This is a genomic window from Pseudomonas sp. PDM09 (genome assembly GCF_014852305.1).
Taxonomy (GTDB): Bacteria; Pseudomonadota; Gammaproteobacteria; order Pseudomonadales; family Pseudomonadaceae; genus Aquipseudomonas.
Genome location: NZ_JACVBI010000003.1, coordinates 490,320 through 507,935 on the forward strand (window position 1 = coordinate 490,320; position 17,616 = coordinate 507,935).

The 17,616-nt window shown below is 56.9% G+C and carries 22 protein-coding genes; 7 read left to right on the forward strand and 15 right to left on the reverse strand.

The features are described 5' to 3' along the window. Positions 1 to 3: 3 nt before the first annotated feature. The 8 genes from IB250_RS10930 to IB250_RS10965 all read right to left on the reverse strand — a co-directional run bounded on the left by IB250_RS10930 (position 4) and on the right by IB250_RS10965 (position 5,492). Positions 4 to 630: a response regulator gene (locus IB250_RS10930; RefSeq protein WP_007895044.1), complete on the reverse strand. Its 627-nt coding sequence runs from the start codon at positions 628 to 630 to the stop codon at positions 4 to 6. A 256-nt stretch (positions 631 to 886) separates the two neighbouring features. Continuing rightward, positions 887 to 1,291 carry a response regulator gene (locus tag IB250_RS10935; protein WP_192344095.1) on the reverse strand — a complete coding sequence of 135 codons (405 nt, stop codon included), beginning with the start codon at positions 1,289 to 1,291 and terminating at the stop codon, positions 887 to 889. Positions 1,292 to 1,460: 169 nt separating this feature from the next. Beyond that, positions 1,461 to 2,792 (reverse strand): deoxyguanosinetriphosphate triphosphohydrolase, encoded by a 1,332-nt coding sequence (locus IB250_RS10940; protein ID WP_008075647.1) that lies wholly within the window; start codon positions 2,790 to 2,792, stop codon positions 1,461 to 1,463. A gap of 67 nt (positions 2,793 to 2,859) precedes the next feature. Continuing rightward, entirely contained in the window at positions 2,860 to 4,023 is a 1,164-nt protein-coding gene (locus tag IB250_RS10945) for an EAL domain-containing protein (RefSeq protein ID WP_192344096.1), read from the reverse strand. Positions 4,024 to 4,146: 123 nt separating this feature from the next. Beyond that, positions 4,147 to 4,488 (reverse strand): hypothetical protein, encoded by a 342-nt coding sequence (locus IB250_RS10950; RefSeq protein WP_192344097.1) that lies wholly within the window; start codon positions 4,486 to 4,488, stop codon positions 4,147 to 4,149. Then, complete coding sequence (locus tag IB250_RS10955) at positions 4,485 to 4,874, reverse strand: phage holin family protein (protein ID WP_007895049.1); 390 nt, start codon at positions 4,872 to 4,874, stop codon at positions 4,485 to 4,487. The genes IB250_RS10950 and IB250_RS10955 overlap by 4 nt, the downstream gene beginning before the upstream one ends. 1 nt (position 4,875) lies before the next feature. Continuing rightward, positions 4,876 to 5,190, reverse strand: a complete 315-nt coding sequence (locus IB250_RS10960) for a DUF883 family protein (RefSeq protein WP_007895050.1) — start codon at positions 5,188 to 5,190, stop codon at positions 4,876 to 4,878. A 146-nt stretch (positions 5,191 to 5,336) separates the two neighbouring features. After that, positions 5,337 to 5,492 carry a hypothetical protein gene (locus IB250_RS10965; protein WP_192344098.1) on the reverse strand — a complete coding sequence of 52 codons (156 nt, stop codon included), beginning with the start codon at positions 5,490 to 5,492 and terminating at the stop codon, positions 5,337 to 5,339. 3 nt (positions 5,493 to 5,495) lie between these two features. Between IB250_RS10965 and IB250_RS10970 the strand changes: the two genes are divergently transcribed. Further along, positions 5,496 to 6,704 (forward strand): ammonium transporter, encoded by a 1,209-nt coding sequence (locus tag IB250_RS10970; protein WP_192344099.1) that lies wholly within the window; start codon positions 5,496 to 5,498, stop codon positions 6,702 to 6,704. 1 nt (position 6,705) lies between these two features. Here IB250_RS10970 and IB250_RS10975 read toward each other — a convergent pair whose 3' ends face one another. Then, the gene (locus tag IB250_RS10975) at positions 6,706 to 8,418 is read right to left on the reverse strand and encodes a cation:proton antiporter (protein ID WP_192344100.1); all 1,713 of its coding nucleotides are present in this window, start codon (positions 8,416 to 8,418) and stop codon (positions 6,706 to 6,708) included. A gap of 208 nt (positions 8,419 to 8,626) precedes the next feature. On the opposite strand from IB250_RS10975, the gene IB250_RS10980 reads away from it, so the two are divergent. The 3 genes from IB250_RS10980 (at position 8,627) to IB250_RS10990 (ending at position 10,316) form a co-directional block, all read left to right on the forward strand. Next, the gene (locus IB250_RS10980; protein WP_318652642.1) at positions 8,627 to 8,863 is read left to right on the forward strand and encodes a glutaredoxin family protein; all 237 of its coding nucleotides are present in this window, start codon (positions 8,627 to 8,629) and stop codon (positions 8,861 to 8,863) included. A 169-nt stretch (positions 8,864 to 9,032) separates the two neighbouring features. Then, positions 9,033 to 9,353 (forward strand): transcriptional regulator, encoded by a 321-nt coding sequence (locus tag IB250_RS10985; RefSeq protein WP_192344102.1) that lies wholly within the window; start codon positions 9,033 to 9,035, stop codon positions 9,351 to 9,353. 72 nt (positions 9,354 to 9,425) lie between these two features. Further along, entirely contained in the window at positions 9,426 to 10,316 is an 891-nt protein-coding gene (locus IB250_RS10990; RefSeq protein WP_123497560.1) for a pseudouridine synthase, read from the forward strand. Between the two features lie 88 nt (positions 10,317 to 10,404). Here IB250_RS10990 and IB250_RS10995 read toward each other — a convergent pair whose 3' ends face one another. Both IB250_RS10995 and mobA read right to left on the reverse strand, forming a co-directional pair. Then, entirely contained in the window at positions 10,405 to 10,626 is a 222-nt protein-coding gene (locus tag IB250_RS10995; RefSeq protein ID WP_007895056.1) for a YgdI/YgdR family lipoprotein, read from the reverse strand. Between the two features lie 76 nt (positions 10,627 to 10,702). Next, the gene (gene mobA, locus IB250_RS11000; RefSeq protein ID WP_192344103.1) at positions 10,703 to 11,305 is read right to left on the reverse strand and encodes a molybdenum cofactor guanylyltransferase MobA; all 603 of its coding nucleotides are present in this window, start codon (positions 11,303 to 11,305) and stop codon (positions 10,703 to 10,705) included. 81 nt (positions 11,306 to 11,386) lie between these two features. Here mobA and moaB point away from each other — a divergent pair, with 81 nt between their 5' ends. Together moaB and glp are read left to right on the forward strand one after the other, a co-directional pair. Then, positions 11,387 to 11,926, forward strand: a complete 540-nt coding sequence (gene moaB, locus IB250_RS11005) for a molybdenum cofactor biosynthesis protein B (protein ID WP_008075630.1) — start codon at positions 11,387 to 11,389, stop codon at positions 11,924 to 11,926. Then, positions 11,910 to 13,136, forward strand: a complete 1,227-nt coding sequence (gene glp / locus IB250_RS11010; RefSeq protein ID WP_192344104.1) for a gephyrin-like molybdotransferase Glp — start codon at positions 11,910 to 11,912, stop codon at positions 13,134 to 13,136. The genes moaB and glp overlap by 17 nt, the downstream gene beginning before the upstream one ends. A 65-nt stretch (positions 13,137 to 13,201) precedes the next feature. Here the strand turns inward: glp and IB250_RS11015 are convergent, their stop codons facing one another. After that, positions 13,202 to 13,510, reverse strand: coding sequence for a hypothetical protein (locus IB250_RS11015; protein ID WP_192344105.1), 309 nt, complete (start codon positions 13,508 to 13,510; stop codon positions 13,202 to 13,204). A gap of 325 nt (positions 13,511 to 13,835) precedes the next feature. Here IB250_RS11015 and yegS point away from each other — a divergent pair, with 325 nt between their 5' ends. Beyond that, positions 13,836 to 14,753: a lipid kinase YegS gene (gene yegS, locus IB250_RS11020; protein WP_192344106.1), complete on the forward strand. Its 918-nt coding sequence runs from the start codon at positions 13,836 to 13,838 to the stop codon at positions 14,751 to 14,753. Here yegS and IB250_RS11025 read toward each other — a convergent pair. The 3 genes from IB250_RS11025 to IB250_RS11035 all read right to left on the reverse strand — a co-directional run bounded on the left by IB250_RS11025 (position 14,737) and on the right by IB250_RS11035 (position 17,228). Further along, positions 14,737 to 15,396 (reverse strand): response regulator transcription factor, encoded by a 660-nt coding sequence (locus IB250_RS11025; protein WP_123497551.1) that lies wholly within the window; start codon positions 15,394 to 15,396, stop codon positions 14,737 to 14,739. The two genes, yegS and IB250_RS11025, sit on opposite strands and share 17 nt — an antisense overlap. Further along, positions 15,393 to 16,286: a sensor histidine kinase gene (locus tag IB250_RS11030; protein ID WP_192344151.1), complete on the reverse strand. Its 894-nt coding sequence runs from the start codon at positions 16,284 to 16,286 to the stop codon at positions 15,393 to 15,395. Before IB250_RS11030 ends, IB250_RS11025 begins: the two co-directional genes overlap by 4 nt. A gap of 471 nt (positions 16,287 to 16,757) precedes the next feature. After that, the gene (locus IB250_RS11035; RefSeq protein ID WP_123497547.1) at positions 16,758 to 17,228 is read right to left on the reverse strand and encodes a hypothetical protein; all 471 of its coding nucleotides are present in this window, start codon (positions 17,226 to 17,228) and stop codon (positions 16,758 to 16,760) included. Between the last annotated feature and the right edge of the window lie 388 nt (positions 17,229 to 17,616).

The following is a 17,616-nucleotide window of genomic DNA, read 5'->3' on the forward strand; positions in this document are numbered from 1 at the left end:
TTCTCACACTAACGCGTTACGTTTGGCCATATCGATGAGCTCAACCAGGGATTTGGCCTTGAGTTTCTGCATCAGTCGTTTTTTATAAGTGCTGACCGTCTTGTTGCTGAGAAACATGCCCTTGGCAATTTCTTTGTTTGTACGACCCTGGGCGAAAAGTTGTAATACCATCAGTTCTCGATCATTGACGGATTTGAACAATTCCAGGTCGGCCCAGCGCGCGTCGTCACGACGAACAGGGTTCAACGCTTGACTGGGGAAGTAGTTGTAACCAGATAAAACTGCTTTGATCGCACTCATCAGTTCACTGAGGTCTTCCTGTTTGCATACATAGCCCGATGCACCGGACTGCATGCAGCGAATACCGAAAAGTGTCGGACACTGTGCAGTTAATACCAGTGTTTTTAAGGGGGTGCTCATGGCGTTGAAACGAGAAAGAACTTCCAGCCCATCCAGTTTGGGAATGCTGATATCGAGGATGATCAGGTCAGGCATGCATTCGCGAACCATCTGCATAGCATCGACCCCATTGTCAGTTTCGCCGACGACTTTGTAACCTTCATGTTCCAGCAACATTCGAACCGCAAGGCGGATGACAGGGTGATCGTCGACAATAAAAACGGAGTTCATAATCAAATCCCATACGTGCACAAATAATGCGCGCACCTTAGCTCAGATAGTTATGGGGCCGCATGAACTGAGGGAGCTACAGCGGCAATATAGGAAAAGTCCTACAACTGAAGAAGAATGGGACTACGTATCAACTAGGTTTTGCATGAGGAAAGGCAAAAGTCTGGTAGGACTAGTCAAACGATGGAAGGCATTGAGTTAGAGGTCTGAATCTATACGCTGGTCATTGTTTTAGTGTGTTTGGGTTTTCGTGTTTTTATATGGAGGCCAAGGTCAATAAGTTTCTGAAGTCTGATTGTTTCAATGGTTTGATCAAGTAACCGAGTAAGGGCAATCCATGTTCGTAGGCCATGACTTTAAGTTTGTCCAGTTCGACGGATGTCAGACTGCTCAGAAGTATTGCCTGCCTGATCATCCCCCGGTGACTGGCGTATTCGATCAAATCAAGGCCTGCAAGGTCGGGCAGGCATTGGTCGCAAAGAAGAATGTCGAACGGTTGCGCAGCCTTGAGCATTTGTTGCAAGGCGCCTCTCGCACTGTCGGTGGCGGTCAGTTGGGTGAAGCCAAAACTCTCGAGCAGGTACTGAGTCGCCCGTAGCTGAAAGGGATGATCTTCCACCAGCAAGATGCGCCAATCATGTTTGAACACAGGAGTTTTCATGAGTCATCTGTCGAGCAAAGGGAGTGCGATTATTTCGCGAGATGGCCGAACAATCGATCAGTCCGCTCCGCACAAGGTGTAGGGCGATTCTGTCGGCGTTGAAATACAGATGAATGTCGAGAATTCGATCAGCCGCTCAGAGCTCTCTGACAGGCTGATCGATACGTTTTTATCGGTGGCTTGAACGACCGGTCATTTCCAGCGCCATTTCTCCGGCATAGCTGTCGGTCATGCCGGCGATGAAATCAATCATGCGCAAGAAGGAGGTGTGTAAAGGGCCGTGAGGGTCGGGTGCATTGTTGCCCAACAGGTCGAGTATGCGGCGGTGCTTGAAGGATGGCGTACGGCCGTTGTGTTGCTCCAGTGCCGCGCCGCAAAAGGCGTTGAGCAGGATTTCCAGGGTGGTGTAGGCGCCTATTTCGTGGAGTGTCTTGCGCTTGTCCTGGAAGATTTTTTTGCGTGCCATGTCCTTGGCATTCAAGACGCAACGTTTGGCGGGGCCGTGCATGTGTTCCACCAGGTCGCCAGCCAGCGTGCCGGCCAGCAGCGCGTCCTGTTGCTCGACGAACGCTCGGGCTGCTGCATTGGTCAGGTGTTCGATGGCTTTGCCCCGCAGGATCGCCAGTTTGCGCCGACGCGAATCTTGCGGGCCGAGCTGGCGATAGGTTTCCGGGAGATCGTCGCCCACCAGGTCCAGCAGCAGGGACTCGACTTCGGCGTACTCCAACAGGTCCATCTCCAGGCCATCTTCCAGATCGATCAGCGCGTAGCAGATGTCGTCGGCGGCCTCCATCAGGTACACCAGCGGATGGCGCGCCCAGCGTTGTTCGTCCAGTTGGGGCAGACCGAGCTTGTGAGCGATCTGTTCCAGCAGTGGCAGTTCGCTTTGATAACAGCCGAACTTGTGCTTCTTGTAGCCCAGTGAGTCGGCGTGCCGGGCAGTCCACGGGTATTTGAGGTAGGTGCCCAGCGTGGCGTAGGTCAGCCGGGTCCCCCCTTCGAACTGGTGGTATTCAAGCTGGGTAAGTACCCGGAAACCTTGGGCATTGCCTTCGAAATTGAGGAAGTCGTTGCGTTCGGCTTCGCTCATCGCATCCAGCCAGCCACGGCCGGCGGCCTGCTGGAACCAGTGGCGGATCGCGTCTTCACCGGAATGACCGAAGGGCGGATTACCGATGTCATGGGCCAGGCAAGCCGATTGCACCACCATGCCCAGATCGCTCGGTTCGCACCAGTCGGGCAGGGCGCTACGGATGGTTTCACCGACACGCATGCCCAGCGAACGGCCGACGCAACTGACCTCCAGCGAGTGGGTCAGGCGTGTGTGGATGTGATCGTTGCTGGAGACCGGATGGACCTGGGTCTTGCGCCCGAGACGGCGAAACGCGCCCGAGAAAATGATGCGGTCGTGGTCTTTATGGAAAGGGCTGCGGCCGAGTTCTTCCGGGCTGTGCACAGGCTTTCCGAGGCGTTCGCGGGTGAGCAGGGTTTGCCAATCCAAGGCTGGTTTCTCCGTCAGGTGACTGATCCCCTAGCTTCCCGGTTCGTGCCGGTCCCTGCAAGGAGAACTAGAGCCCCGCGGCATCGATATCGATGAGCAGCAGTCGCTCGCCGTTATCGAAGAATTGCCCGGCGGTGAGGCAGTATTGATTGCTGGTGGCATCGCGGTAAGTGTTGGAAAGCGTCAGCCGGCGCTCATCCCAACCCTCGGCCAGCAAGTGATAAAAGTAGGGGCGCCATGACCAGTTATGGCCCAGGTAGCGGTTATCGGCTTCCCAGCTGTTGTTGCGCCATTCCAGATTGGGGGTCAGCTGCGTGCCGTGGCGGTCGCATTGATAAAAACGCAATAACCAGGGAAACGCTTCCAGTTGCGGCAAGGTGCTGAGGGGCGCGCTGGCTTGAGCCCAGGCTTGCAGGATGGTCATCAGTTCGCTGAGTTGCTGGCGCATGATCATCAGGCGAGCGCGCTCAGCCAGTTTTTGCTGAACATAGCGCTGACGCAGTTGCGCGAAGCGCTCGACAAAGGCATCTGTGGCGAAGAAATCAGCTTGCGCACGGGCGAACAGAAAGCCCTGTACGTAGCGTGAACCACACTCCAGGGCAAAATTCAGTTGAGCTTCGGTTTCCACGCCCTCAGCGATAATCCAGCAACCGGTTTTCTCCGCCATTTGCGCCAGTGCCTTCACCACCTCGCTGCTGGGGCCTCCCAATGCTGCGGCCTGGAACAATCGCATGTCGAGCTTGAGAATGTCCGGTTGCAGGGCCAGCACGCGATCGAGCTGAGAGTAACCGGCACCGAAATCATCAATGGCGATCCGCGCCCCGGCTTGTCGGTAACGGGCCACGACTTCGGCAAGACGCTGGCTGTCGCCGCCCAGTTCGGTGATCTCAAAGACGATTCGTTGCGCGTCGACGCCATGCCTGCTCAGCTGCTTGAGGCTTGGCAGTGCCTGGTCCCGGTGCAAGCGACTGATCCAGCGGGGCGATATGTTGAGGCTGAGAAACCAGTCCGGGGGCGCTTCATGCAGACGGCTCAGCGCATCATCGCGAATCTGGCGATCAAGACGACGCAGGGCGATGGCGGGGGTTCGCGGGTCGGCGAACAGCGGTCCTACCGAGGTCAGTTGACCGTCGGCCTGACGCAGTCGACCCAGCGCTTCGACGCCAGCGATGCGGCCCGTGGCGGTATCGATGAACGGCTGAAAGCAGGCGAGCGGTTGCCCGTCGATCACGAGGCCTCCTTAGTAAGGTTTTGTTCCGGGTAAACCTGGACACCAAGCAGGCACGCAGGACTAACCTCTCGATAAAGAGGTTAATCCTGGTGGTGTTGCAAGAATGCAGCCAAACAGGACTGATTAGTGTTTGCGCGAAGAGTTCTGCATGATCAGCTTGATCAGTGGCCCCAGCGTGACGCCCAGGCGAGCCATCCGGGTCAGGCTGCCGATACCGCCACCCTTGGCACCCTTGCCGGTCAGAAAGCCCAACCCGATCACGGCCGCGATGCCCCAGAGCGGGGCGTGTTTGATGCCGAGACCGTCTTGCAGGTTTTGCGTCATGCCACGCACCCGTTGCAAGGGATGCAGCAGCTGTTGGGATTCGTGGCGAATTTCCTGGCGATGCATTTCCATGCGCAGGCGAATCAGCGCCTTGCGCATTTCCGTGCGCGAGCTGTTGCGGGGAAGTTCAGACAGGCTCATGGCAACAGACGCTCCCGATCATTGGCCAACTCTTCCAGGGTGCCGTGGAAGGGCGAGGATTCATCGAAAATCGCTGCTCTCAAGCGCATCGCACAGAACAACGCGGCGAGGGTATAGAACACACAGAGCCCGATGATTGCTGCCAGGCGATAGGTGTCCCAAAACAGGATCAACACCAGCGTCGACAAGCCCACCAGCAATAACAAGGCAAAGACCAGCGTCAGGCCTGCAAACAACAACAGGCTTACCGTGCGTGCTTTTTGTTCCTGCAATTCAATGCCAAACAGTTCGACATGACTGTGCAGCAGTCCAAGAAACGCGGCACCGAGGCGCCGCGGGGATGAGCCGGTGCCCGTCGCGGACGGGCCGGATTCGCCGATCGCCATATTAGCGCCGAGTGGCCAGCAGGCCGATCAGGAAGCCCACGCCAGCCGCGATTCCGACCGATTGCCATGGGTTGGCCTGGACGTAATCTTCCGTGGCGGTGACAGCGGCTTTACCGCGCTCGCGCACAGAGTCTTCGGTCAATTTCAGGGTTTCCCGCGCGCGCAGCAGACTGTCATGGATCTGCTGGCGCAACTCATCGGCTTGATCGCCAGCCAGGGATTTGGTGTGTTCCAGCAACCTTTCAGTGTCGGTGACCAGTGTCTGAAAATCTTCCATCAGAACTTCTTGAGCAGTCTTTGCTGTGGTGCGTGCCATTGGTGATCTCCGTGAGTGGCTTCTGAAGCGTTCGAGTATGAGCCTTGCGTGAAGGTTCAGTACAAATGACTGGTACAACTTTTGCTATGTCGTGGTGCGTCAGCCTGCGCCGTTGCGCTGTTGCTGGGCATGATTTAAGGAAAACCTTAACTCAAATAATCAAAACTCGCGCAAAGGTTCCGTTCTTGTGCGCCAAAGCGGTTCATCCGGATCAGCGCTTCAGTCTGGATCGGCTGCAACTTGGTGCGCCAGCCTTCTGCGCGAACTGCTTTGGTGCTTTTTTCAGCCTTCAGGTCTGCCAATCCATGGAAAATCTGCAAAGTGCTGTGGACAGTCTGGTCCATAGCTCCAACACGTTGTTCATCCTTATCGGTGCGGTCATGGTCCTGGCCATGCACGCCGGTTTCGCCTTTCTCGAGGTGGGTACGGTTCGACAAAAAAACCAGGTCAACGCCTTGTCGAAGATCCTCAGCGACTTCGCCATTTCGACCCTGGCCTACTTCTTTATAGGCTATTGGATTTCCTACGGAGTCACTTTCATGCAGCCGGCGGCGGTGATCACCGCCGATCATGGCTATGGGCTGGTGAAGTTTTTCTTTCTGCTGACCTTTGCTGCGGCGATACCGGCAATCATTTCCGGAGGCATCGCCGAGCGCGCCCGGTTCGTCCCGCAGTTGTGTGCGACGGCGCTGATCGTGGCGTTCATCTATCCCTTCTTCGAAGGCATGATCTGGAATGGCAACTTTGGTCTGCAAGCCTGGTTGCTGGAACGCTTCGGTGCCAGTTTCCATGACTTCGCAGGGTCTGTGGTGGTTCACGCCATGGGTGGCTGGCTGGCACTCGCGGCGGTGTTGTTGCTCGGCCCAAGGCAAGGTCGTTATCGCGATGGACGACTGGTGGCATTCGCACCGTCGAGCATTCCCTTTCTGGCGTTGGGTTCCTGGATTCTGATCGTTGGCTGGTTCGGCTTCAACGTAATGAGCGCCCAGACGCTGCAAGGGGTCAGCGGACTGGTGGCGGTGAACTCGCTGATGGCCATGGTCGGCGGCACCGTGGCGGCGTTGATCGTCGGGCGCAATGACCCGGGCTTCCTGCATAACGGCCCATTGGCCGGACTGGTGGCGATCTGCGCCGGATCGGATCTGATGCACCCGGTGGGCGCGTTGGTGACCGGTGCCATCGCCGGGGCACTGTTTGTCTGGTGCTTTACCGCAGCTCAAGGCAAATGGCATATCGATGATGTGCTGGGCGTCTGGCCTCTGCATGGGCTGTGTGGTGTCTGGGGCGGGATCGCTTGCGGCATCTTTGGTCAAACCGCCTTGGGTGGTTTGGGGGGCGTGAGCCTGATCAGTCAGTTGATCGGCACTTCTCTGGGTGTGATCGTGGCGCTTGCCGGCGGTTTTTCGGTGTATGGCGTAATCAAGGCGTTCCATGGTCTGCGCTTGAGCCAGGAAGAGGAGTATTACGGCGCGGACTTGTCGGTGCACAAGATCGGTGCCGTGAGCCAGGATTGAATCAACGTTCCTCATCGTCGGCGCCGGGGTAAAAGCCGTGCAGCAGGCGATAGCGGTCACGCCGTACCTGGTCGACCCGGTCTCGCACCTGCTGGCCGGGTATGCCCAGCATGATCAGCGCGTGGGAGACGAGCATCAGGCTCGACTCCAGCAACTCGGGTACGACTTCGCTGGCACCGGCTGCCTTCAACTCGGCCAACTGACTGTCGTCCCGTGTGCGCACCAGGATCGACACACTCGGGTTGAACCGGCGTGCCTCCTTGAGTATCAACAGTGCGATGTCCGTCTGATCCACGGCGACCACCAATAGTCTGGCGCGTTCCAGCCCTATCGCCACCAGCAGTTCGCCGCGACGTGAATCGCCGTAATGAACGCAGCTTTCATTGACGGCTGCTTCCTGAACCCGCACCGGGTCGGTATCCAGCGCAATGTACGGTTGATCTACATTACGCAGGACGCGCCCGATGGACTGACCTACGCGACCATACCCACAGATCACTACGTGATTGTGCAAGCCAGCGTTGAGTGCGCTGATTTTTTCGAGTTCGGCTTCGTCGTTGGGCTTGTGGTGCAGGCGTGTGGCGATGTGGGGAGCGGCGCGCAACAGTAAAGGCGTCACCAGCATCGAGCAGAACGTGGCGGCCAGCAGCAGGCCACCGAAGTCGGCGGGCATCAGTTTGTTCTGCTGCATTTGCGTCATCAGGGCAAAACAGAATTCACCGCCTTGAGCCAATGCCAGGCCGCTGCGCCAGGCGGTTTCGACATCACTGCCGCGCCATTTGACCAGCAGCGCGATCACGGTGCCTTTGATCAGCAGTAATCCCAGCGTCAGTCCGAGAATCAGCAAGCCGTGGCTGGCAAACAAGCGCAAGTCGATCAACATGCCGATGCTGACGAAGAATACCCCGAGCAGAATGTCGCGAAACGGACGGATGTCCGCCTCGATCTGATGTCGGTAGTGGCTTTCCCCCAGTAGCATGCCAGCGAGAAAGGCGCCCAGGGCTGGGGAGAGGCCGAGCAGGTGAGTCAGCCAGGCCGTCAGCAGAACGATCACCAGCGCCAACAGCACGAACAGCTCAGCGGACCGGGACGCGGCGACTTCATGAAACAGCCGTGGCAAAAACCAGCGACTGACCAGCAGCAGGCCGACGAACAGCACGACAGTCTTGCCCAGCGTCAATGGCAGAGCCCAATACCAAACCTGGTCGCTGGTACCGGCGAACACCGGCACCAGGGTCAGTAGCAGCACTGCGACCACGTCCTGGAACAACAGCACGGCGATGGCATTCTGGCCGTGGCGGCTGAAGAGCTCGCCGAGGCTGCTCAACTCCTTGCTGACAATGGCAGTGGACGACAACGCCAAACCGGTGCCGAGTAACAGTGCAGGCGTGGCCGGCAGGCCGAACAGCATCAGCCCCCCTCCCAGCACAATCCCGGAACCCAGTACTTGCAGGCTGCCCAAGCCAAATACCACCTGGCGCAGTGCGAGCATTTTCGACAGGGAAAATTCAAGCCCGAGGGAGAACAGCAAGAACACCACGCCCAACTCGGCAAGGTCGGGCAGCTCTTCGTTTTCATTCACCCAGTTGAACGCTGTCGGGCCGATCATCAGCCCTACACACAGGTAGCCCAGCACCGGTGGCAAGCGCAGGCGCTGGAACAGTGCAATCACCACCAGGGAGGAGGTGAAGATGATCAACAGGTTGGCGAACACAAAAAGCTCCGGTGAGGTTCTGACTACTCAAGCGTAGAGGCAAAAAAGACGCGAGCATCGTGCAAATGGCAGTTGAGACGAATGATGTGCGTCAGGAGTTTGCCGAAATCTCTTGAAATCAGCCATTGCTCAGGCAGGTGGGGCATCGGCTCGACTGCTATTGATAGCGGGCCTAGAATGAGCGCTTACTTCGATGGGTCTTGTCGTCATGCCTCCTGAATGTCAGCTGTTCGGCACCGTTGGTTGCCATCTATGTGAAGTCGCCGAAGCCATGCTGATGGAGTTTGTCGAGCGTGGTCTGTTGGTGGAACTGGTGGATATCGCTGACGATGAAACCTGGTTCGAAGCTTACAGCCTGCGTATTCCGGTGTTGCGACGGGTCGATACCGGTGCTGAGTTGGGATGGCCATTCAGTGCCGATGACGTGGTGGCGTTCCTGCGCTAACCCTGACGCTGCTGGCGATGCGTCCCACCTGTCACGATCCTCGTTTCATCCCTTGGCCAAAGATAGGTTATTCGGTTACTGTATGTTCATACAGTTGCTCCGATTGCCTGCCATTCTTTCCCCGGTTTCGGGTTTACGCAGGCGATCCCGGACGTCAGAGGGATGAAACTTGGTCAATGTCGAACAATTGAAGAACAGCGTGAACCGGATGGCGGCGGACGTGGTGCGCGAGGCTGTCCTCGAACTGCGTTTGGATGGTCTGGTCACGGAGGGGAAAACACCCTTCAACAAATTGCATTTCAATACCTGTTTCGCCGAAATTGAAGCCTTGTTCCAGCGTGCGGGCTACCACCGGCAGCTGGATGTCGTGGGCTATCAGGGGTTGTTGTATGCGCTTTATGATCCGGGGCGCTGGGAAGCGGTCGATGTGCTGCGCTGGCTCAAGGAGTTCACCGAAGCGGCCGCTCGAGCACAGTCGATACCGGCCTGAGGATTCTCTTCTAGGTTCGTTCCGGCCACTGTTGGATAATGCCGCTCTGTATTGAGGGTTAGAGCTTTTCGTATGTCCACTTCATCTTTTTCTGCCGCACACAACCAGGCCAGCACGCTCTATCTGCCGCCGGGGACGTGGCAGACCGTACTCGATTGCCTGTGTGAACACTTCAGCGCCATCGGTCGTGAACAATGGCTGGACAGAATTGCCCGCGGTCGTGTGCTTGATGGGCAAGGCCTGCCGATCCCCCTGAACCTGCCTTACAAGGAAGGTTTGCGGATTCATTATTTCCGTGAGGTGCCGGACGAAAAACCGATCCCGGTAGTGGAGTCGATCCTCTATGCCGACGAGCATCTGGTGGTGGCGGACAAACCACACTTTCTGCCCGTGACTCCGGCGGGCGAATACGTGGAGCAGACATTGCTGCGGCGGCTGATCCGTCGCCTGGATAACCCGCATCTGGTGCCTTTGCATCGCATTGACCGGCATACGGCGGGGCTGGTGCTTTTTTCAGCCAACCCTCAGAGTCGGTCGGCGTATCAATCCTTGTTTCCTGCACGTCAGATCGAAAAGCGCTATGAAGCAATCGCCCGGGCATTGCCGGAACACTCCTTCCCGCTGGTTCATAAAAGTCGGCTGATCGATGGCGAGCCGTTTTTTCGCATGCAGGAAGGTCCAGGGGTCAGCAATACCGAGACGGCTGTCGAGGTCAGGGAAAAAAACGGTGAACTCTGGCGTTATGCGTTGTACCCGGTGACGGGCAAGAAACATCAGTTGCGAGTTCACATGACAGCCCTGGGGGCCAGCATCTGCAATGATCCGTTCTATCCGCAGGTGCTCAAGGACGTAGAAGATGACTATGCCAACCCCTTGAAGCTGTTGGCCCAAGGGCTGCGATTTGTCGATCCGGTCACGGGGCAGGAAAGAGAATTCGAAAGCACCATCACCTTGCAGTGGTGATCACAGGGCTAACGACCCTGTTTTCTTCAGCCACGAAAAAGCCCGCTTTAAAAGCGGGCTTTTCTGTATCTGGTTGTCGCCGTAAAGATTACAGATCTTTAACGGTACGGACCTGATCTTTGTTGACGCGGGTGTGCTTGCCATCCAGTTGTTCGAATTCGTAAAAGCCCGATTCTTCATCGTACTTAGGCGCGTCGACGGCCTGGATTTCTCGACCGTCATTCAAGGTGATCACTGTAGGCGATGCGCAACCGGCGAGGGTGGCAAGGCCCAGTGCGAGCATGAAAGTGGCGAGGGTCCGTTGAGTCATGGGTGTGTCTCCGAATGGGAATTCTTTTGGTTGCTGAGCTTGAGACGTATACAACGCGCGCAAGTTCCTTCGCGTGTCAGTCTGACACAGTGTGGTGTGTGCTTAACAGTTCCGGCGTATTGAGATTGGCCAGGCGGGGGTCGTTATCCGGGCATTGAAGGGCTGTGGCGCCCAGCTTGCGCATAAGGCGACCCGGGCTGCGCTCGCCTTCGTTCCAGGCAGTCTCGAAAGCCGCTGAAAGGGCGACGGGAATCATGCACAGCAAGGGTTCCCAATGTTCACCATGGCGCAGCATCAGCGGTTTGTCCGGATGCTGTCCGGCGGTTTCACGCATGTCCTGGAGCAGCGCGGCATCGATGCGTGGCACATCGCAGGGCAGCACGAGTAAGCAGGCGTGACGGGCGGCCTTCAGGCCCGCGCGAATACCCGCCAACGGCCCCGGAAAGTCGCCTTCGTCGTCATGGACCAACTGATCCGCATAAGGCGCATATTTTTCCAGGTTTCTGTTGCAGGAGATGATCAGGTCATCACTCAGCGGGCGCGTCTTGCGGTGCAGATGCGCGATCAGCGGTTCGCCGTGCCAATCCAGCAATCCCTTGTCCTGACCGCCCATGCGTTGGCCGCGACCGCCGGCCAGGAGCAGAATGGAGCAAGGTGCCAGAGGTGTATTCGAGGTCATCGCACTTCTCCATGAGGGCGGCGAAAAAATGAGGCGCTGTGATATAACACCGGGCTGTTTCTCCTACAACTGGACGAGCCTATGAAAGCCAAGGCTGATGTACCTTTCGCACCGCTCAACATCGCGGTGCTGACTGTCAGCGATACCCGTACCCTGGAAACCGATACCTCAGGCCAGGTCTTCGTCGACCGTTTGAGCGCTGCCGGTCATAACCTGGCGGCCCGTGTATTGCTTAAAGATGACCTCTACAAAATTCGCGCGCAAGTCGCCAACTGGATTGCTGATGAGGTCGTGCAAGTGGTGCTGATCACCGGCGGTACCGGGTTCACCGGTCGCGACAGCACGCCCGAAGCCGTGAGTTGCCTGCTGGATAAACAGGTCGATGGTTTTGGTGAATTGTTCCGGCAGATATCGGTAGCGGATATCGGCACATCGACGGTTCAGTCCCGGGCCTTGGCTGGTCTGGCCAATGGCACGCTGGTCTGCTGTTTGCCGGGCTCGACCAACGCGGTGCGCACCGGTTGGGACGGCATTCTCGCCGAGCAACTGGATTCTCGTCACCGTCCGTGCAATTTCGTGGCCCATCTCAAACAGGCGGCACCCTGTGAAACCCGTGGGTAAGCCAGGCAAGACTGGCAGTCTGATGGCTGTCGAGGTGGCACTGGCGCGTTTACTGGAAATGGCCGACGCCTCGAAGATTCGTGAGCACGAACGCTTGCCGTTGGCGCAGGTTCAGGGGCGTGTACTGGCCGCTGACCTGGTCTCGACACTTGATTTGCCGCCTTGGCCCAACAGTGCCATGGACGGTTATGCCTTGCGCCTGGCCGACTGGACGGGAGAGCCGTTGGTGGTCAGTCAGAAGATTTTTGCAGGCCAGGCCCCGGAGCCCTTGAAGCCAGGTACTTGTGCGCGGATCTTCACCGGCGCGCCTGTGCCCGCCGGTGCCGACTGTGTCGAGATGCAGGAGAACGCCGAGGTTCAGGCGGATGAGCGGGTACGTTTCACTGAAACCATGACCCCAGGAAAGAACATCCGTCCACAAGGTCAGGAAGCCACCGTCGGTGAGCTGATCCTGCCCGCCGGAACGCGTCTGGGATCTATTGAGCAGGGGCTGGCGGCATCACTGGGATGCGCTGAGCTGGACGTGATTCGCAAGGCTCGTGTTGCGGTCTTGTCTACCGGTGATGAGTTGATTGAGCCTGGTCAGGCCCTTGGGCCAGGACAGATCTACAACAGTAATCGAGTATTGCTTTGCAGCTGGTTGCAGCGGTTGGGTTGTGAGGTGATCGATGCCGGTATTCTTCCCGATGATTTAGCGACCACTCGTGCCCGCCTCGGTGAGTTGAAGGATGTCGACCTGATTCTCTCGACTGGTGGCGTATCGGTGGGAGAGGCCGACTTTCTGGGCATTGCCTTGCGGGAAGAGGGCGAATTGACGCTGTGGAAGCTTGCCATCAAACCAGGCAAACCGCTGACGTTCGGGCATTTTCGCGGCGTGCCTGTGATCGGTTTACCCGGCAATCCGGCGTCTACCCTGGTGACTTTTGCTCTGTTGGCAAGGCCCTACCTTTTGCGCCGCCAAGGCGTGAAAGAAGTCGAGCCCCTGAAGTTTCAGGTGCCGGCAGGATTCGTCTGGCCAAAGGCGGGTAACCGACGTGAGTACTTGCGCGGACGTCTGGAGAATGGCCGGGCAATCATCTACAGGAGTCAGAGCTCTGGCGTACTGCGCAGTGCTGCCTGGGCTGACGGTCTGGTTGAGGTGCTGGAGGACCGTACGCTGATCGAGGGTGATTGGGTGAGCTTCATCCCGCTGAGTGAAGTCTTGAGCTGATACAGGCACTGGTTTTGCCCCGCAAGCCCGGTTGATCGCAACGGGCTTGCGTGCGTGACCATTTCTTAATGTGCCAGAAGTGTCACGACTTGATCGAAGCGGCTGTTGGCGATCCAGGCCAGAAGTCCCAGGATCACGGCTGTTGCGCCAGCTGAATAGGCAAGCCTGTGTTTGATGGATTTGACGTCACCCCGGACTTCATCCATGTCTCTACGGATGTACTTGAGGTGTGTTTCGAGTTCAATGACGCGAGGTTCCATGTCAGCTTCTCCGGCGTGCTTTGCGCTGTTTTTGAATTCAGCCTGATGATTGGCGCGATTTTCTGCGAACGACGCGACCGGGGTTACCGGTAGTCTGAGGTCATGGCTTTGCATGGACTAGCTGGCTCCTTGCGTTAAAACCATTCAAATGATCGATGCCGTTGTTGCTTGCGCTGTTTGAGGCCCTTAAGGGGGTTCCATTCATTGTTTTCACATCCCTGTGTAAATTAAACGGGTAATCACTGATAACAGAGACCCAACGGTGTACCAATTGTTCGGATGGGTCAATTGAGCCGATTCCTCATGTTTTGTACGAAAAAATACCGCTCTGTAGGACTCACATTTCCTTCCCTTGGAAAAAATTGAAATCCAGTCGACTTTTATCAGGGGCTGCGAGGTCAACATATCCCATGGAATTGCGGATATGGGAGTGGCAAAAATGAGCGAGCGCAAGGCACTGTTGATTCTGCATGGCAAGCAGGCACTCAATGAGGAGGTCCGTGCAGCCGTCGAAGGCAAGCGCCAGCAGGGCTGGAAACTGGCTGTTCGACTGACCTGGGAGGCCGGTGATGCGCAGCGGTTGGTGGAAGAAGCGCTGGCGGCAGGCTATACGCAACTGATTGCCGGCGGCGGCGACGGTACCTTGCGTGACATCGCTGAAGCCATGGCGGCGCATTCGACGCAGGCTAGTCTGGTACTTTTGCCCTTGGGCACCGCCAATGATTTTGCGCGTGCTGCCGGTGTGCCTCTGGAGCCCGCTCAGGCGTTGGATCTTCTGGAGGCTGTCCCGCGAACCATTGATCTGGGGGAAGTCGGCGGTCAGGTTTTCCTGAACATGGCCACTGGCGGCTTTGGCAGTCAGGTCACGGCCAATACCTCCGAAGATCTGAAAAAAATTCTTGGCGGCGCCGCTTATCTCTTCACGGGTTTATCGCGCTTCAGTGAGTTGCATGCGGCCTATGGCGAGTTGCAGGGGCCAGATTTTCACTGGCGCGGCGAATTGTTGGCATTGGGCATTGGCAATGGCCGACAGGCTGGCGGTGGTCATGTGTTGTGCCCGCTGGCGCTGGCTGACGATGGTCTGCTGGATATCAGCATTTTGCCCGCGCCACAGGAAGTGGTCGGTACCTTGAAAGATTTGCTGGCCGATGGCTTCGGCATCGACAACATGTTCGTACGAGCTCGCTTGCCATGGGTGGAGATCAAAGTCTCGGAGGGCCTTTATATCAACCTTGATGGTGAGCCTCTGGAGGGCGACAGTCTGCGTTTCTCGGCGCGCCCGGCGGCATTGCGTGTGCATTTGCCCGAAGGCTCGCCGCTGCTGAGCGTCTCGAATCCAGTTAATCGTCCAGACTGATGATTTGCTCGCGCACGGCGAACAGCACCAGGCCGGCCACATCGTAGATCTGCAAGCGTTTCATGATCTGCGAGCGGTGGGTTTCGACAGTCTTGATGCTCAGAGCCAGGCCATTGGCGATTTCCCGGGTGGATTTTCCGCGAACAATCAGTCGCAGGATTTCCAGCTGACGTGCCGTCAGGTTGTGCGAGTCCTGGGTTTGCGCCTGATTTTTCTGCGCTCGAGTCAGCGCCTGGTTGATGACTGTATGGGCAATGGCCGGGCTCAGATAGCGTTCGTTATTGCGCAAGGCATCCAGCGCATGTTCGAGTTCGGTGGCCGTGGTGTCCTTGAGCAGGTAGCCATGAGCCCCTGATTCCAGGGCCTGCATGATAAGCGCCGGGTCGGTGTGCATCGACAGGATGAGCACTTTGCACTGCGGGCGTACGCGCTTGAGTCGCTGCAAGGCTTCAAGACCACCGGTTTCCTTCATGGAAATATCCAGCAGAATGATGTCCGGGGACAGCTGCTCGACCATCTCGACTAACAGTGAGCCGTCATTGGCCTCCCCGATTACCGCATAGCCGGGAATATCCAGCACCAGGGCGCGCACGCCAGCCCTGATAAGCGAGTGGTCATCCACCAGAAGTAAGTTACAAGTCAATGCATAACCTTATTCGTACTGGCCCGTTCTAGCGCACGGGGCGCCCAAGGGAAGAGTGCTTCGATTTGAGTGCCTTTGCCCGGCTCGCTGGTCACGGTCAGTGTGCCACCTAACTGATCGATCCGTTCCGACATCCCGGCCATTCCGCGTTGCCCCTCGCGAGCGGGATCTGCCGCTGGCGCGAAACCCAGGCCGTCGTCGCTGATCAACAACGTCAGGCCTTGGGGCAGGCGTTGCAGGCGGACCAACAAATTACTGGCCTCGGCGTGACGCAGTATATTGGTAACCGCTTCTTGGGTGATGCGAAAGGCTGCCACCGCCATTTCCTCCGGTATGCCCGTCAGGTGTTGATGGCATTCCAGGCTCCAATGCACGGAGGTATTGGCCAGGGTCCTGAGTAAATGTGCACGCAGGCTGGCTTCCAGGCCGAGACTGGCCAGTTGCCGCGGATTCAGGATGGCCGACACATCTCGCACCTTGGTGAGTGTTTCGTCCAGCGTATCGCACAGTACCGAACACTGACCCTGCAGTTCTTCGGGCATTCGACGTTTGAGCCATTCACTTTGAAGTTTCGCGGCGGTCAGCAATTGACCGATGTCATCATGCAGCTCCCGACTGAGCCGATGGCGTTCGTTTTCCTGCACTTGCAGCAGACGGTCAGCCAGTTCTTGAGGTTGAAACTTTATCGATTTGCGCGAAAGGCAATGTCCCACCCAGACACAGGTCAGCGCTGCACTATTGAGCACCAGCAGACTCAACGGCACAGACATGGACAAGCTGTAGACCAGCAGGCTGCCAAGCGTCGAACAGATACACAGAAAAAGCGTGAACCGGCGCGCGTTTTTTCGGGAGGGTGGCCACAGGGTAATTGACTTGAGGCTGGCGTACATAGCGGATGGAGCCAATAAATGTTCGCTGCGGGCAGACCGGCCACAAGGGCTGACGGGTCTGTGTGTGGAAATCGTTGTGTGAAGTCGCCTTCATGGCTGTGGTGCAGTGCTGGAAATGCAGCCTTCAGGGTGCTTGGCTGATCACTTTGCCATTAATTGGCGTCAACTAATGGTCGGCATACTAACACTTAACATACCGTTGGTCGCGTTCGGTATATAGCTCTATGATAGTCAAAATACTGTTTTTGGACGATGGTTCCATAATGGAAAAACTTTCGATTGTGGTCGTCGGAAGATATCGATTGGCAGGCATTTTGTTTTTATTGCCAGGCACTATCTGAAGTCGAGACAGGGGTAACTATTTCGAACTGTCTTCGACGCAATGACCCATTCAATTGCGGCATGAGCGCATCAAGTTATAGGGCGGCGTCATGGCAATAGAAAAACTCTACATCACCACGGCTGATGTTTTTAAGCTTGCCGTTCCGAAAACGAAACCAACCTGAAGGGTCTGGCATGGCTGGGCGGCTGAAACTGACTTTGTCCCACTTGAAATGCAAACGCTTCTATCAGTGAGGTCTGTTCAGTGTCATCGAGACCGAGTTGGCCGGTAGTCTGATCGATAAGTTCGAGTTGCCAGGCCAATAATGTGAAGCAGTCCTTGAGCGCGTCCAGGGCTTGATCGTGCAGGTCCATGTGGTTCTGCGCGCAGCTCAGTAATCCATGAATATGCAGCGAGAACTCCGAGACCGCCGCCAGTGCCAATGCATCGGCCTTGCTGGACAGCTTGAGAAGGGTGCTGAGCATGCAATCGATGGCGTCCTTGTCATTGCTGATCAGTTGCAAATGACTCAGGCATTCCTCGGATTTGGCCAAGAGTGTTTCAGCCTCAACGAGAAATTCCGGAAATCGCTGAGCCCACTCTTTGGTGTCGTTCGGCATGCTTATCTCCACAACGTCGTGTCAGATGAGGGAATGTCGTGTGTGCCGACGAGAACCATAGGTGTCCCCGCGCTGCCAAGCCTTCGTGATATCGCGCTCCGGCAGGTTTGAGCGCCGGCAGGGGAACTCGAGAGGGTGGATGGCCACTGACCTGCAATCGCACACAAAAGCCTGACTCCATTCATGCAATGAGAATGGCGTCACATTAATGGCTATTGGATATTGCGAATATCAGGTTGGGCCTGATTGTTACTAGGGGAATCCCTTACGCAGGGGAACCTAACGTGCAAACCGAGGTCGCGCCGCAGGGAAGGAAGCAGATGAAAATCTCGGAGCCAGTAAAGCATGATGTTAATGTGACATCAATGCCCGAGCCTGGCATTTTGTC